Source organism: Alkalibacter rhizosphaerae, from assembly GCF_017352215.1.
GTDB lineage: Bacteria > Bacillota > Clostridia > Eubacteriales > Alkalibacteraceae > Alkalibacter > Alkalibacter rhizosphaerae.
The window spans coordinates 61,443-77,876 of sequence record NZ_CP071444.1 but is presented as its reverse complement, the minus strand read 5'-3'; the positions used below and the strand labels follow the sequence as shown (position 1 = coordinate 77,876).

Sequence of the window (16,434 nt, the reverse complement as noted above, 5' to 3'; positions counted from 1 at the left end):
CAGCTACGCAACATTGTGATTTTTAAACCAAAGTAGTAATACTTGTGTTCCCATACACATAAAAACAGATGCACTCCTTAATAATATACCCGAGTACATCCGTAAAAAACGCTTAAATATTATTTTCCATGGTTCGGATTTGCTGATACAAATATTCATTCACCGGAACAGATATGCCATGTTTATTACCTAAAGCGATACAAGTACCTGAAAAAAGTTCTACTTCGCTCTTTTGACCCCGTACACTGTCTTGTCTCATGGAAGGCATGCCTTCCGGATCCAATCCATCCAATACTTCAAGCCAGTAGTGCAAGTCTTCATCCGTCAAGTTGATACCCTCTGCTTTGGATAATTCCATCACTTCCCTCATGGCCGCTATCATGGTCTGCCTTGCTTCACCATCTTTATGGATCCCTGCATAATTGGTTTCATAGACCATGGTCGTTTGATTTACCCCTACATTCACCATGAATTTGCTCCACAATTGGTATTTCATGTTATTGTCTATTCGATATGGAATTTCCATACGATCGAAATATGATGCAACCGCAGAAATTTTAGGATTTTTTTCGTATTGATCGAAGGTTCCAAAAGCCAACAGTCCCTTGTTGGTATAATGCATCTGGTTTCCCAGCTTCATCGCATCCATACCCAAAGCCACACAGTAAACCACTTTTTCACTGCCAAAACGCTCTTTTATGATCTCCTCGCTGGAGATGCCATTGAGTAAGGACATAATGATCGTATTTTCGTCTACAAACGGAGCGGCATCTTTCAAGGCTTGTTCCAGTCCGTTGAATTTTACTGCGATCAAGAGCAGATCCACTGTATTTTTGCACTTTTCCGGTATTACGTAATGAAAAGAACATACTTCGTCGTTGCAGAAAACCCCTTCTCTTTCGTATCTTTCCAAGCGCTCTTTATCCACAATGATGGAAAGATGCTCTTGTGCACCATGATCCATCAAATGCTTTCCATACATGATTCCCAAGGCACCCAACCCGATGACGGCCACTTCTCTTATTTCATTCATTGTATCCCACCTTTCGATGATCACTCTTTTGCCTTGTCTGTCTGATGAAATCATTGTACAACAAAATCAAGTTTTTGTGTATAATGAGAGCAATATTGATAAAGGAGAATTTCTCATGACTTTTACACAAAATATTGGTATACACGGTACTTTTGGTACATTTACTCATTTTCAAAAGACGGAACTTGTTCAACATGGTTTCACCACCCGCAATTTAAAAAATGGATCCACCTGGGATCTCAACACGAAAACCTCAGATCTTGAGGTGACCGGGAGTAATCTTGCCGTATTGGCTGTAGAAATGAACCTTGCATTGGAAGATCTGGTCCTCTCCGATCAAGTCCATGGAAACCGAATTCGGGAGGTATGTGGCAACGATACCGGATTTGGAACAAACATCAGGGCCGAGCACAGAGGAATGGATGGACTCATCACCAATGAAAGAAAGCTGGGTTTGGTTACATTTTATGCAGATTGCGTTCCCTTGTTTTTATTGGACCCAAAAAACAAGGCCATTGGACTGGCCCACGCGGGATGGAAAGGAACCTTACTAGAGATCGGGAAAAACGCTTTACGAGCCATGAAAAAAGCATATGGCACCGATCCAGCCGATATTCTTGTCGGCATCGGTCCTTCCATCGGTCCCTGTTGCTTTGAAATTGGGAAGGATGTGGCAGATATCATGCTTGATGCACATCCTGGTTGGGTAAAATACATGGAATCAAAATCCAAAGATAAATTCCATGTGGATCTCTGGCAAATCAATAGGGATCAATTCATGGCATCGGGGGTGCTGAACCATAATATAGAAACTGCAGCATTGTGTACCAAATGCAACGACAAATTGTATTATTCCTATCGTAGAGAGGGATCTGCAGCAGGTCGTATGGCTGCAATCATGACCCTGATATAAGAAAGCGTCGCAGTTCTTATTGACTACGACGCTTTAATTCTTCTTCGATGGCAGCAATTTCTCCACTTAACCGTTCAATGGATTCCGCAAATTCCTTGCTTTGCTGCATAATTTTTTTACTTGAAATATGAAGACCTGTTTGGCTCAATACCATGGTTTTCTCTAAAATCACTTCATCCAGGTCATCCTCCAGTTCGTCCAATTTTCGTCTTAATTCTTCCACTGTCCACTTGTTCCATTCCAATATACGTTTCCCCCTTTTGTTCATTCCTGCATTTGATTTGTGATCTCCTGATGATCCACTCGCTTGGCATGGACAACAAATCTGGCATTGTCGAACTCGTAGGTACAAGTACTCAATGTCAGGATATGATCTTCTGCTCCCACATAAGCAGGGCTCTCAAACAGGGACCGTTCTCTTATGGATTTGATGAATTCCAGTTTTTTCTCTTTCGTGGGAAAATTCGTATCGATATAATAAAATCCTACATCGGTTACGTATACACTGAAGATCTCCCATTCGTATTCCTTGTTTAGAATATCAAAGTCCACGATGGAATGTTCTTTAAAGAAATCTTCATCCTTGTAGTTCATCAAATCTTTGAACATGGATCCATCCGCCATGTGATGCCCATACAGTATGGTATTGAAGCCTTCCGTATCCGGGCTGTTTCTGTAGTCCATAAAAATGGACCCTGCTTTGCTTTTGTTTCCCTGAAAATCTTTGTTTAGATAATACTCGTTGTCAACAAATTGCAAAACCGGATAATCTACGGCTGTTCCATCGATGCGGATCCAACCGACCAAATCGTTGTTTTCTGCAAACAGTTTTTCAAACTTGGTCAGCATGACATCTTCTTCCGGTTCTTCTTCCTTGTTATCCTCTGGTTCTTCCACCTGAGTTTTGCTGCGCAATTCTTCCATCAACTGTTTTTCCCGGTAACTGTTATATCCGGTAACAACCAATGCCAACAAGGCAACGACCAACAGCGCTTTTCCCAACATCGATCTAAATTCCAAGGGTTATCCCACCTATCCATTGCTTTCACAACTTCGAAAAATTATTTTCTTATACGATTTCGTAATAAACTCCCGAAACACTTTTTGTTGGTTTCATCAAGTTGCTGTGACTTAAAACAACGCCGAGGTCGTTTTGTGTTTCTCCGAACAAACGAAATAATTTCGGTTGTTCAGAAAGATCCCAATCATCCAATTCTCCAGGAATGTGGAAAGCAACCTCTCCGATACCGTACTTTTCTTTCAATTCTTTTGCAACAAAAGCGGTTGCTTGACTCAATATGACACCTTGGACACCATCCAGTATGTATTGTTCCATGATATCGTCCAATGCTTGATACTTTTCTTCCAATTCCATACCTATGGTTATGATATACGGATAGATCTTTTGTTGAACTTTCACTAAGTCGGACAACATTTTGCTACGGAAAGTTTCGTTGCAAAACATGACATCTTCGCCATCTATTCCCGTGATCGGTGTTTCGAAATATGCGGCTTTTGGTACCGCTACATTATTGGCCAGTTCGATCTGTTCTTCCAATATATCCATCAAACTTTCCCTGGATCGAAGTTTGAGCAACTCACCGATCACTTGTGGGTCCAAGTCAAATGGGATACGTTCGATAAAGTTTATGTCCATATTCATTCCCTCTCCTTAAAAAAACAATTCCGGATCTTTTCGTATATTGCTGCAATTTGCGATCAACGACTCCGTGATCTTCTCTACCATCGGATGCTCAAAACGTTTTGCATCCTGAGGGCAGATTTTTATGCAGGCGCAACAACGAATGCACCGAGTAGCATCGACGCTGTAATAATCTTCAAAATCCACCGCTTCCATGGGGCATGCTTCTGCGCAAAGACCACAAAAAACACAATCGTCTGTTGTGATCGGTGCCATTGGTGCAGACGGCATTCTTTCTTTGTATGGATGCTTACCCTTAACTTGCAATGGTTTCCATTTATTTGACACATCATTACGTTTCTTAAACTTTTCCCATGCCGTTCTTCCAAAATCTTTTGCTACCTCAACATCTTCTTGATCGGGTCGACCTCCCCCGACCAGGTTCGTATAGGAATGCTCTCCAATAAAGGCTCCACCAGCATGAACACGGAAACCATTTTTCTCCAATAACTCCGTCAATTCCAGGAGGGCGTCATCGTAATCTCGATTGCCATACACGACCACACAAACTGCCGGAGTGTCGTTTCCTTTCATGGCATTGAAATATTTTTCCATCTCCAAAGGGATCCTGCCCGCATATACCGGCACTCCCACTACTACGTAATCGGATTCGTCAAAAGACAAGGGTTCCAAACGCTGGGCTAGTTTTGTCAAATCTTCCATGACGACATTGCCGTCGATTGCCTTGGCAATGACCTCCACAGTTTTTTTTGTTCCTCCAGTAGGACTAAAATATACTCCCGTGATTTTACGATTCATATTTTCCCCTTTCTTTATTTTTCATCCATCCATTGGAGCAAACGTCTTTCCCCTTCCAATGCACGGATTTGGCTAACTTCCTGACTGATTTCCAAGGTTCCTGCATACTTTCCTTCATCGTCTCGCAAAGCGACATATTGGATCAGGATAAATTGGCTGTTTCGTTGGATCCAAAAGGAGGCTTGCTCTTTTTCATTGTTTTTAAAGGCTTCCAGAATATCTTCCACAACATGGACACTTTGGGGTGGATGACAATTTCGAACATTTCTTCCAATGATGGCTGGTGACCTTGGAAATATCCGTTCTTTCGGCCTGCTGAAATAAACGACCTGATCCTTTTCGTCCACCAACGTCATATCTAGGGGAAGAACATCCAGCATGCTTTTGATTTGATCCATGGACAACGAACCGGTTTCCAAGTGGAGAATTTGGTGATTATCCGTTGGATCTTCGTTCATTTTACCTTCTTTTTCAGGTTTTGTGAAGTGCTTCGGTTTTTCAATATAAGGAAATCCGTACTCTCTGCTTTGATAATGCATGTCTGAAAATTCTTCTGCAGACAATGTTTCTTTTGCCGCCGGAAACAGGATCAGTTCCTGTTTTTGAACAAGACCGAATAGTTGAAAATAAAGCAAACCCATCTCCATGTTGATTTCTTCGGTTCCCAATCTGTCTTTTTCTATATGAGCATGCAATTTTTTTAATTTCTTTCGGACTTGATCATGCAAAGCCCACATGATCTGCATTCCATTGAATCGATCTTTCTTTTTTTCCAACATGGGAAACAGGATGTTTTCAATCTTCAGCAAATGTTCCTCATACTCCATCATCTCATTAAGGAAGACCAACGTTTTTTCTTTATATGTGTCCCACTCCCTCTCTTTCACCACCATTTTGAAAGTATGCAATTTTTCAGTAAATTCCTTGTTTTCTTCCATCAAGTAATAAAGAAAGGTCCCTTCCGTTGGTGCTTCCATCGCAAATTCTTTCAGATACTTGTAAAACACGTTGATCAATTTGTCCACTACGGTCAACAATTCTTCCGGTTTGTTCCCCATTTTCAACTGTTCGTTTTCGATATGGATCAAGTCCATGGGTGTGATGGTTTGAATGTCTTTCAGGTATCGCTCATACAATACCTTTCCATTTTCCTTGCGTAAAACACCCTGGCAGTAATCAATAAGGTTTTTTATTCGTTCTTCCATCTTATCCTCCCAGCTTTGTAGATGTGGCAGAAGCTTTCTTCGTTTCTTTTTGGGTGTACATATCTCGATCTGCCATTTTCAAGATCCTTTTCAGCGATATGGAACCATCATGGGCGGTGGCCATTCCTATAGTTACTCCGATCGAAGAACGGCTTCGTTGATTATAATGGTGGATCCGCTCATTGATCCGGCCAATGACCTTTATTGCATTTTTTTCTTCTGTATCCGGTAAGATCACCACGAATTCATCCCCACCGTATCGTACGATGGTATCTCCTTTTCTCAGAGAACTTTCGATCAAGATGGCTGTTCGACGCAACATTTCATCTCCATTCATGTGTCCAAGCTTGTCATTGATGATCTTCAGGTCATCTAAATCGCAAAGAAGCAATGTCACCGGATATGGACCAGTATGGGAATACGATTCCAGAAGATCATCAAAATATACACGATTGTAAACACCGGTGAGCTGATCATGAAGACTTAGATACCGCAGTGTTTCTTCATTTTCTTTACGAAGGGTGATATCCTCGCAAATGCACATGACAGCTTTATAGGACCTGCTTTCCCCGTGGATGCTGGCACCTGCCATACTGACTTCTACCGGATATGTGGTTCCATCCTTGCGCTGATGGACCGATTCAAAGCGTCGAGCCACTTTGGACAGATCGTTGAAATTTTCAACGATTTCTTCTTGGGGCATCTCATATTCATAATCCCAGGTATGCAGACCAATGACTTCTTCCAAAGAATCGTATCCCAACATTTCGACAAAACGACTGTTGGCTTCTATAATTTGATGAGATTGGTCGATGATCACAAAACCGAATTCTGCCTTCTCGATCAACAGTTCCAGCAATTCCAATCGGTCTGCTGCACTCAATTCCGTATACATGAATGGTTTTCCTCTCTTCTGTCATTCTTTCGTTTCTTTTTATAAATGCGGCAAAACTTTTTCGATGAATACTTCCACCAAGGCAGGATCAAACTGGGTCCCTTTGCAGCGGCGCAATTCTTCAACGGCTTCTTCTTTGTCAAGCTGCCTTCGGTATGTTCGCGGCGATGTCATGGCTTCGTATGCATCGGCTATGGACATGACACGAGACATCAATGGTATGGACGCCCCTTTTAATCCTTGAGGATACCCTTTCCCATCCCATCGCTCATGGTGGTGAAGAACGATTTCAGCAATGGACGCAAAGTCGTCCACACTTTTCAAGATCTGATAACTGGTTTCCGGATGGCGATGGACCATGTCTAATTCTTCCTTCGTAAAGGTGGTAACTTTGTTCAATACCTTTTCTGGAATGAGTATTTTTCCAACGTCATGGAGCATGGCTGCGTTCTTGATCAGTTCCACTTCCGATCTTTCAAAGCCAAGATTTTGGGCCATCAAAACGCACAAATTCGCTACTTCGATAGTATGACGCTGTTCGTTGTCATAACGTTTGTAGATTTCCTGAATGGCGGCATGGATCGTACCGGTTTTCATGGATTTGCCATGTTTGATTTTATCTTGGTACATATTGTTGTCTGCATGTTGTTGGATCGATTTGATGTTTTCTTCCTCTTTGGTCTTGACGGCGCATCCGATGGCAACACTGACGATCACCGGCCCAAGTTTCTCTTTTTGTGCCTGAGCATTGATCCTGTCTTTGATCTGCCGGGCCGCTTTTTCATCCGTGTTAGGGAACAGGATCAAAAATTCATCGCCTCCGATGCGTCCAATCAAATCGTCGGAACGACAGACACTTTTCAAAATGTCCGACACATGGATCAACAATTGATCACCTGCTTCATGACCAAATGCGTCGTTGGTCAATTTCAATCCATTGACATCCAGTATCATGACCGTCAGGGGCAAATTTCTGGGGGTATCCAGTCGATGCAAGGCATCTTCTATATATCTTCGGTTGTACAATCCCGTCATATGGTCGTGAAAACTCAAATATTCGATTTGCTTTTGTTTTTCCACTTTCTCCCGATAATCTCGAAAAACAAGTACGGCTCCCGTCAAGTTGCCGTGTCTGTCTTTTACCGGTGCGGCCACATCTTCGATGGGTATCTGTACGCCATTGTTTGCAAGAAGTATCCGATGATGCTGCAACTTGGTGACCTTCCCTGTTTTTAATACCCGTTTAGCAGGATCGTCCTGGATCGGATTTCCATCGTCATCCAGAATTTTAAAAACATCCTCTAAAGGTAGTCCTTCCCCTTCCCTGCTGGACCAACCTGTCAGTTTTTCCGCAATTGGATTCATCATCAACACTGTTCCCATTTCATCAGTGGATATGATCCCGTCTCCAACAGACATGAGGGTCGTACGAAAAAGCTCTTTTTCCTTATACAAGGTTTCTTCCAGTTCCTTTTGTTCTGTTATGTCATGGATGATGCAACCAAAAATGAAACCACCGTTCTCACTGGCAGAGACGCGAAATAGACGACTTTCAAGGAATCTGTTTTTATCGCCGATCTCCACCGAGTTTTGCTGTACAATAGGTTCTTCGATCTCACGCAGCTGCTGTACGACTTGTTGAAAATAGTGGACCGCTTCACTTGGCATCACTGTTTCGTAGGTTTTCCCGATGATCTCATTTTTGTTCTTTCCAAACAGTTCCGCTACAGAATCGGAGATTTCCAGACAGGTCCCCTTTTCATCAAAAAGAATGATGCCGCTGGGACTTTGGATCAACAAAGCACGCAGCCGATTCAATGCCTGCTTCATTTCCCGCTGTTTTTTTCGTTCCATGGTCACATCATGAAAGATCCCTTGTGTGCATATGAAATTTTCATGATCGTCAAAGACGGATCTGGAACTGCCCTGTAGTTCCAGATACTCCCCGTTTTTTGTCCGCAGGATCAGTACATTTTCTGGGAATTCGGCACCTGCCACCACTTCTTGAAAGCGCGACTGATGTTGCTCAACGGTATCCGGACGCAACAAGTCCCACAGTGTCAATTCCTTCAGTTCCATATCACTATATCCCAATGCATTTTTCCAGGCCTTGTTGACTTGCAAAAAACGACCTTCTGAATCCATGCTATGGATCAATTCACTGCTGTTGTCAAAAAAATCCTTGTAGAATTTCCGTTCTTTCATAGCCTTGGTCTGATCGATCATAATCTCATCCTTTCGCAGGTTCGAGCCGGTGAAAATCAGTTTTGTGCATCTTTTCTACCCCGAGCCAGGGAAGCGATCACACCGATGATGCAGAATATCGAAAAAAGAACAAATGTAACACGAAAACTTTGAGAAAATGCAGCAAAGTTGGTTGTAGTGACGGTTTCTGACCGTACATACAACGATACGATCAGGCCCGTCACCGCCATGCTGAAAGACTGGCCAACGGTTCGCGCCGTGCTCAGGATCCCGCTGGCAATACCATATTGGTTGCGGTCCATGGAACTCATGATGGAGTTGGTGTTGGGTGCGCTGAAAAGTGCAAATCCAATACCGATCAGACCCAGCAGAAGCAGCATCTGCCAAACGGCCGTGTTCTGGTCGAAGCCGCTTAGAAAAAACAAACTGGCAGCGATCAATCCCATACCGGAGGAAGCCACGTACCTGGGGTCTACACGATCAGACAGAAATCCTGCAAAGGGTGAAAACGTCGCCTGCAATGCCGGTTGGATCAACAATATCGTCCCCGTAAATCCTGGATCGAACCCTTTTACATATTGAAGATACATGCTCATCATAAAACTGATGGCATAAGTGGAACTGTAGTTGATAAAAGATGCCAAGGTGGAAAAAATCAATACACGATTCGATTTCAAGGTTCTTACATCAATAAGAGGTTCCTTGATTCGAGACTCATATCGTCCAAAGTAAAAGATCATCAGCAGACCCCCAACAAAAATGAAAGGCGCTACCGGGTATCCTTTCAAATTGCTCAGCCCCCAAATAATGGCCAATATGCCAATAGCGTAGATCCAAGCACCTTTGTGATCAATACGCAGAGGTTCATTGGACTTCCATTCCTGGTCGATCCGATGGATCAAAAACAATAACAAGATCCCCACGGGAAAACTGAAATAATAGATGCCGCGCCATCCAAACTGTTCCACGAGCCATCCACCGATAAAAGGTCCTGCCGACAAACCCAGATAAGTAAATGCAACGTTGATCCCCAAGGCCTTACCCCTGCGATTTCCTGGAAATGCACCACTTATGATAGAGATGAGTGTCGTTGCAACCATGGCGCTGCCGATCCCCTGAATGCCCCGTAACACGATCATCATGGTAACGGATGTGGACAGACCACATAAAAAAGTAGTGATCGTCATATTCAACATACCATAAAACAATGTCTTTTTCCGACCGATCACATCGCTGAGTCGACCGACCGGCAACACGATCATGGAAGTCACCAGCAGGGATGAAGTGAGGATCCAACTGGTGTAGGTTGCAGAAGAAGCAAATTCTTTGGAGATGGAAGGTATGGCTACATTGACCGATGTAATGATATATGCGCTCCAAAAGGATCCCAATAGGGTCGTAAACAAGACAAATCGTCGTTTGTTGTCATCGGAAACCATCTTACTCCTCCTTATTGCAACTTTTATCTCTCATTTCATAATTACAGTCTTCCGATTGTAATTTATCTTTTTTCTCCTTGCTTTTTAAAAAGGATGCTCTCCGACGTTTCATGGAATTCACCATGAATCCTCCCCTGAACTTTCGAGGCTCATAGGATATGATGAAAGCACCCGGTTCGAATTTTTCCACGATGCCCAGCAATTCGTCTTCTCTGTTTCGTTTCGTCAAGATCTCCAGTCGATAACGGGTACTGTCCCTGCCTTCTCCCTGATAAACGGTTACCCCAAATCCTTCCAGGCGCAGGGTATCGATCAGCTTTTCATCCCGATTCATCAAATTTACTATAAAGCTGTTGTAGCCGATGGCCATTTTATTTTCAATGAAGCCTCCAATGAGGATCCCCACACCAAATCCAGCCGCGTAAACAAACATGGCTAGAGCGCCTTGGTCTCCACTGAAAACCAGCGCTAATCCGAATACATACACCAATGATTCAACAAAGCCCAATACTGCTGCGATTGAAATTCTATTTTTCACCAAAAACAGAGTTCTCAGTGTGAATACCGGCACATAAATCAGTTGCAATAAAATAATCAACAATATTTCCTTCAAAATTTATCTACTTCCTTTCCTTGCTGTCATGGGCCTTCTGTCTCAATAATCGAGAAAAAAGGTCATAGTTGTATGTTATCATAAATGATGTCATAATTGAATAATGGAAGAAAAAAGAATGACGGAAAGGAGGACCTATGAACACAAAACACGTTAAAACAAGATTATTGCTGCTTTTTATGATCCCTTTGACCGGTGCATTGTCCAGTTCTATCGCTTATCTTTTTATAAAGGGAATTTTGGAACTAAGCGCTAGGATCCAGCTACTGGGACCCTATTATCTCTTGTTGCCCCTTGCTTTTCTTGCAAGTCAACACATCGTATCCCGCTGCCAGGAAAAAGATTCTTTAAACAATGAAAAAATTATGGATATGCTACACCAAAGTCGGGGAAATGTGACGCTGCAAACCCTACCCTATCGGCTGGGTGCTTTTGTCGTAACGGCGCTGCTTGGCGGTTCTGTTGGCAAGGCCGGTCCCAGTGCCCAGATCGGTGCAGGGATCAGCAACGGACTTCTACGAATCAAACCTGGTCTTTTTACTCCATTCCAACAGGAAGTATTGATCCTTTGCGGGATCAGCGGTGGGTTTACCGCTGTTTTTGGCACCCCATTTTTTGGTGCGGTTTTTGCCAACAAGATCCTTTGGACCCATGGCGATACCTACAAACGTTTGCTGCCCTCGCTGCTGGCTTCCTTTAGTGGTATCCTTGCCATGAGGACCTTGGGATTTGAACCTATGTCCGTATTTCAAGTTGGTTCTTTGGAGATCGATCTGCACCTGATTTTTCTATTGGTTCTCTTCGGGATATTTTTGGCTGCCCAGGCCTTTATTTTTATAGGTATCGTTAAGACGGTGGATCGAACGGTCCTAAAGTTATTTCCAACCAAACAAAAGAAAGCGATAGCCGGTGGGGTCGTTCTGATTTTACTCGTCCTTTTCACTGGGAAAAACGATATGCTGGGTCTGAGCCAACCGTTGCTATATCGATCTTTGTCGGGAGAAGCCCAATTCGCTCCCATGCCGTATTTAAAGATGTTGGCTACATCCATCACCTTTGCCAGTGGTGGCAAGGGTGGTATCTTGGCACCCATCTTTATCATCGGTTCCACTGCCGGCAGCTTGTACGCACAAATGATCCAGGGTGTTGTCGGGTTGTTTGCTGAACTTGGAATGGTCGGCTTTTTTGCAGCCGCCACCAATGCTCCTTTATCTGCCTTGGCTCTTTGTCTGGAACTTTTCGGCTTTCAAATGCTGGTTCCGGGACTGATCGTGATCGCAGTCAGCCATATTTTGGTTCGAAGATCCAGTGTATTCACGACTCAGATCCGAAAGGTCTATTCAAGGGTGGAGAGAAATTGAAGCAAATGTTTTTGAAATGCTTCCGGGTGTGTTTCCATGGCCAAATGCCCGGCACCTGGTATCACCGCAAATCGGGCTTGAGGGATCAATAATCGGATCCGTTCCGTTTCGATTTCAGCTACCCAGTCATCCTGATCGCCCCAAATCCCATATACAGGCACCTGTAGTGCTCTCAACTCCTCATCTTCCAAAGATTTTGAAGTTTTGACCATCTGCACTAAAGAGGCACCTGTGTTTTTTATTTTCAAAGGTTGGAGATATCCTTCGACCTGACCATCCAATACAGGTTGTCCATTGGCAGATTCCAGGATTCCTGCTATGCGATTTTCATCCCATCCAAAGCGATCCAGAAAAACTTCCATCCACTTCCCTGCAGGCGGATAATAGAAAACTTTTGACATGGTCCTTCCATTGTCAAACAAGGCACCTGCAGCCAATATCACCACGTCTGTCTGATCTTGACGTGTCAAAGCCATGGCCGTTGCCGTTCCTCCTCCCATGGAGTGACCGATCAAAATCCAGTGATCCCCGTAAAGTTGATCCGAATAGTCCTCTTTCACATGATCCAGAACATTCCACAATAGCTCTCCCCGGTTTTGCTGGGTATGAACAAAATCCAGGGTACGTTCGCTGTATCCGAAACCTGGCAGATCTACAGCAACAACGTCAAATCCTTCCTGCTGCAAGCGTTGTGCCGTCTGTTCCCAGGAATAGGTGGATCCTCCCAGTCCGTGGATCATCAGCACGTTTCCTCGATTTTTAAAAGAATCATAAAGCCTCCAATGGATGGACGTTCCCTCTCCTTCATAAAAATAACTGTTGTAGTACGGTTTTTCAGGTATGGATTCCTTGTTTTTTAAAGGAATGAAAAAAGGAAACACCTGCAAGAAGAGTAACAGAAATACAACTATTTTTTTCCAGGATCTCATGGATGGACCACTCTCTTTCCCCAACATTGTATTTGACATGCTATAATAATTATATACAAATAGAAGGCAGGTGGATAGTCCATGATCCAAAAGATTCGCGTACTTTACGAAAACAACAAGGTCTGGCTCTTTCTGAGCAAATATCTGTTTTTTTCTCTATTGCTTGCAATGTTGATCTTGTTGATCGATTCCCGGATTCTTCCATTGATCCAGTATATTCCAGGTTTCTTTCTCACAGGCATCGATTTGGCAAAAACGATCCTGGGAACCCTGGCTGGCGCCCTATTGACGATCACCACCTTTACCTTTTCCACCATTATGGTGGTTCTGACCACGTATTCTTCCAATTTTTCACCAAGGGTCGTGGAAAATTTTTTGACGGATCGAATCTCCATGAAAGTTCTCGGAATATTCACCGGAGGGTTTTTTTACTGCATAACGACCCTGTTGTTTATGAGAACCACCGTTCAGAATCAATTGGTCCTTTCCGCCACAGTGGCGGTGGTTTATTCCATCGTATGCATTGCCTATTTCATTCTTTTTGTATTTTCCGTGTCTTCATCCATCCAAGCATCTAAATTGATCACTCGCTTGTTTTTAGAATCCATGGAATTGATCGAAGAAACACTGGAGTTTCGGGACAAGCACGAGACAACATCTTATTTTTCCACAGAATCCTATCCATCCCATTATACGGTCCATACCTCCGAATACGGCTATTTGGAATTGATCAATTTCCACTCCATGTTGGAAATGATATCCGAAGTGGATTGCACGATCGTCATCCACACCAAGATTGGAACCTTTGTTTCGGAAAACATGCCACTGTTCAGCGTGTATTATTGGAATCAAGAAACCCTTCCGAATAAATTGGACAAACGAATCGAGAATTGTTTTACCTTCGCCAACGAAAAAATGGTGATCAGCGACTATACCTTCACCGTACAGAAAATCGTGGAGATCGCTCTACGTGCCATATCACCCGGCATCAATGATCCCAATACCGCCATACACTGCATACGATTCATTGGCGTGCTTATGGCTCGAATTTCGGAATCGGAGGGAATGTATTCGGTACTCCACAAAGAAGAATCACCAGGTCGGATCGTCTACGAGGAATTTCATCTTCCTCACGCACTATTCGATACCTATCAGCAAATCGTCCATTATGGAAAATCGGATTTGAGTGTCATCAATGCGGTATTTGAATCCTTAAAAACCATTTTGCGTTCCTGCTCTCCGGCAAACGGTAAACACGTTCAAATATTCAGCAGTTATGTGTTCGATAAAGTAAGTGATTTTCACAAACATCCCTACGATCAGAAGCGATTGGAAAATCACTTGTATGATATTCAAGTTTTGGCCAATCTGAAACGTGTCGAAGAAAGAGGAAAAAATGAGTCTAATTAAAGCGGAAAAACTCACCATGATCCATGGGGAAAAAACATTGTTTCAATCATTGGATTTTTCCATCGACGATCAGAAAATCGGGTTGATCGGTCGAAATGGAACGGGTAAATCGACCCTTCTGAAGATTTTGGCGGAAAAAGAAACTTCAGTTGGCGGTAATATCGTAAAAAGCAATAAATTGATCATCGGTTATCTACCCCAAGAACCAGAAATCATCGATGATTGCAGTATTTTGGAGCAAATATTCCTGACCGATACAAAGGAAATGAATCGGATCCGAGATTATGAAGCATCCATTTCAGCATTGGCAAAAGACCCGAACAACCCGACACTGCAATCCAGGGCGACCACTCTGACCCACGAGATGGATGCTTCCGATGCATGGGCGTTGGAAAGTCAGATCAAGACAGTTTTGACCAAATTGGGGATCGATGATTTTTCAAAAAAAATGGGCACCCTTTCCGGTGGCCAGCAAAAGAGAGTTGCTTTGGCTGCAGCATTGGTCAACCCCTGCGACCTTTTACTTTTGGACGAACCTACCAACCATATGGACAGCGACATGATCGATTGGCTGGAATCTAATCTTAACAATCGAAAAGGCAGCTTGGTGGTCATAACACATGACCGATATTTTTTGGATCATGTAACCGACACTATTTTTGAACTGGAAAATGGCAATTTGCATGTTTATCAAGGAAATTATGCTTATTATCTGGACCATCGGCAACAACGCATAGCCCGGGAACGTTCCATCAGCGAAAAAATCACAAGCTTGTATAAAAAGGAACTGGAATGGATGCGGCAAGGCGCTAAAGCCAGGACCACCAAACAAAAAGCACGGATCCAGCGTTTTGCTTCTTTGGAAAGCGAATTATCGAATGACAAGGAAACCGGGCTAACCATGGATAGCCCCCACCATCGGCTGGGGAAAAAAATCATCGAACTGGACCATGTCAGCAAATCCTACTCCGGGAAAACCTTTGTACATGATTTTTCCTATGTTATGCAAAGAGACGATCGCATCGGGATCATCGGTAAAAACGGATTGGGGAAAACAACTCTTTTTGAATTGATCTCCGGCAATCGTACACCGGATAAGGGCAACGTCGACCGGGGAGAAACCGTTCATATCGGTTTGTTTTCACAAAATGTTCCAATACTTGATGAAAAGATTCGAGCCATCGATTACATACGACAAACAGCAGAGTACTTGGAAGAAGCCAATGGAAACCTAATTTCGGCTGCTGAAATGATGGAACGGTTTCTTTTCTCTTCCGCAGAACAATACACCCCCATCTCCAAACTTTCCGGAGGTGAAAAAAGAAGACTTTATTTATTGCACATTTTAGTTTCGGCACCTAATGTTCTGCTTCTGGACGAACCTACCAACGATTTGGACATCCCCACGTTGCAAGTTTTGGAGGAATACATAGACGGGTTCCCTGGACCTGTGTTGGCAATATCCCACGACCGCTTTTTTCTGGATCGGATTTCCAATAAGATCCTTTCCTTTCATGAAGACGGGATCATAAAGCTGCACACAGGAAATTATTTTGATTATGTTCAAGAAAAAGAAACGAAAAAAGAAATACAGATGGAAGATTCAACCATAACAAAACAAAACCCAGTAAATGGGAGAACAAGATCTTCCCATCGTCCGAGGAAATTGTCGTTCAAGGAACAACAGGAATACAAGGTGATCCATCGGGAAATGGCAGACTTGGAAGAGCGGTTGGATGCACTGGAACCCTTGTTTTTGGAATTTTCGACAGACTTTACCCGACTTCAAGAACTTCAGGAAGAAAAGCAATCTCTAGAAGAGGAACTGCTCCATAAAATGGAACGGGAAGCTTATTTATCCAAAATCATCCATGAATGACCATGTCAAGTTAAATGCAACACGCAGATATCCATTTCTTCACCATTACGGAGATGCAAAAACTGCCTTGTTGTGTTAAAATTACATGAAT

Annotated in this window: 15 protein-coding genes; 4 read left to right on the top strand and 11 right to left on the bottom strand. The window is 43.2% G+C overall.

What is annotated here, in order from left to right; all coding sequences use genetic code 11:
- Nucleotides 1-112: 112 nt before the first annotated feature.
- Nucleotides 113-1,033 (bottom strand): ketopantoate reductase family protein, encoded by a 921-nt coding sequence (locus J0B03_RS00375; RefSeq protein ID WP_207299927.1) that lies wholly within the window; start codon nucleotides 1,031-1,033, stop codon nucleotides 113-115.
- A gap of 115 nt (nucleotides 1,034-1,148) precedes the next feature.
- Here J0B03_RS00375 and pgeF point away from each other — a divergent pair, with 115 nt between their 5' ends.
- Nucleotides 1,149-1,946, top strand: a complete 798-nt coding sequence (pgeF, locus tag J0B03_RS00370; RefSeq protein WP_207299926.1) for a peptidoglycan editing factor PgeF — start codon at nucleotides 1,149-1,151, stop codon at nucleotides 1,944-1,946.
- A 16-nt stretch (nucleotides 1,947-1,962) separates the two neighbouring features.
- Here pgeF and J0B03_RS00365 read toward each other — a convergent pair whose 3' ends face one another.
- Genes J0B03_RS00365 through J0B03_RS00325 form a run of 9 tightly spaced genes read right to left on the bottom strand, consistent with a single transcriptional unit; the run spans nucleotide 1,963 to nucleotide 10,764 of the window.
- Nucleotides 1,963-2,190: a hypothetical protein gene (locus J0B03_RS00365; protein ID WP_207299925.1), complete on the bottom strand. Its 228-nt coding sequence runs from the start codon at nucleotides 2,188-2,190 to the stop codon at nucleotides 1,963-1,965.
- Nucleotides 2,191-2,210: 20 nt separating this feature from the next.
- On the bottom strand, nucleotides 2,211-2,966 hold the full coding sequence (gene srtB, locus J0B03_RS00360) for a class B sortase (RefSeq protein WP_207299924.1): 756 nt from the start codon (nucleotides 2,964-2,966) through the stop codon (nucleotides 2,211-2,213).
- A gap of 49 nt (nucleotides 2,967-3,015) precedes the next feature.
- Nucleotides 3,016-3,609 (bottom strand): hypothetical protein, encoded by a 594-nt coding sequence (locus tag J0B03_RS00355; RefSeq protein ID WP_207299923.1) that lies wholly within the window; start codon nucleotides 3,607-3,609, stop codon nucleotides 3,016-3,018.
- 9 nt (nucleotides 3,610-3,618) lie between these two features.
- The gene (locus tag J0B03_RS00350; protein ID WP_207299922.1) at nucleotides 3,619-4,407 is read right to left on the bottom strand and encodes an EFR1 family ferrodoxin; all 789 of its coding nucleotides are present in this window, start codon (nucleotides 4,405-4,407) and stop codon (nucleotides 3,619-3,621) included.
- Between the two features lie 14 nt (nucleotides 4,408-4,421).
- A complete protein-coding gene (locus tag J0B03_RS00345; protein ID WP_207299921.1) occupies nucleotides 4,422-5,612 on the bottom strand; it encodes a PAS domain-containing protein in 1,191 nt (396 codons plus the stop codon).
- 1 nt (nucleotide 5,613) lies between these two features.
- Entirely contained in the window at nucleotides 5,614-6,507 is an 894-nt protein-coding gene (locus J0B03_RS00340; RefSeq protein ID WP_207299920.1) for a sensor domain-containing diguanylate cyclase, read from the bottom strand.
- A gap of 39 nt (nucleotides 6,508-6,546) precedes the next feature.
- Nucleotides 6,547-8,733: a PAS domain S-box protein gene (locus tag J0B03_RS00335; protein WP_207299919.1), complete on the bottom strand. Its 2,187-nt coding sequence runs from the start codon at nucleotides 8,731-8,733 to the stop codon at nucleotides 6,547-6,549.
- 35 nt (nucleotides 8,734-8,768) lie between these two features.
- Nucleotides 8,769-10,151, bottom strand: a complete 1,383-nt coding sequence (locus tag J0B03_RS00330) for an MFS transporter (protein WP_207299918.1) — start codon at nucleotides 10,149-10,151, stop codon at nucleotides 8,769-8,771.
- Nucleotide 10,152: 1 nt separating this feature from the next.
- Entirely contained in the window at nucleotides 10,153-10,764 is a 612-nt protein-coding gene (locus tag J0B03_RS00325) for a DUF2179 domain-containing protein (RefSeq protein WP_207299917.1), read from the bottom strand.
- Between the two features lie 137 nt (nucleotides 10,765-10,901).
- Between J0B03_RS00325 and J0B03_RS00320 the strand changes: the two genes are divergently transcribed.
- Nucleotides 10,902-12,125, top strand: coding sequence for a chloride channel protein (locus J0B03_RS00320; protein ID WP_207299916.1), 1,224 nt, complete (start codon nucleotides 10,902-10,904; stop codon nucleotides 12,123-12,125).
- Here the strand turns inward: J0B03_RS00320 and J0B03_RS00315 are convergent.
- Nucleotides 12,101-13,054, bottom strand: coding sequence for an alpha/beta fold hydrolase (locus tag J0B03_RS00315; protein WP_207299915.1), 954 nt, complete (start codon nucleotides 13,052-13,054; stop codon nucleotides 12,101-12,103). The genes J0B03_RS00320 and J0B03_RS00315 overlap by 25 nt on opposite strands.
- 81 nt (nucleotides 13,055-13,135) lie before the next feature.
- Between J0B03_RS00315 and J0B03_RS00310 the strand changes: the two genes are divergently transcribed.
- Together J0B03_RS00310 and J0B03_RS00305 are read left to right on the top strand one after the other, a co-directional pair.
- Nucleotides 13,136-14,464, top strand: coding sequence for a DUF2254 domain-containing protein (locus J0B03_RS00310; protein ID WP_207299914.1), 1,329 nt, complete (start codon nucleotides 13,136-13,138; stop codon nucleotides 14,462-14,464).
- Nucleotides 14,451-16,343: an ABC-F family ATP-binding cassette domain-containing protein gene (locus J0B03_RS00305; protein WP_207299913.1), complete on the top strand. Its 1,893-nt coding sequence runs from the start codon at nucleotides 14,451-14,453 to the stop codon at nucleotides 16,341-16,343. Before J0B03_RS00310 ends, J0B03_RS00305 begins: the two co-directional genes overlap by 14 nt.
- Nucleotides 16,344-16,434: the final 91 nt, after the last annotated feature.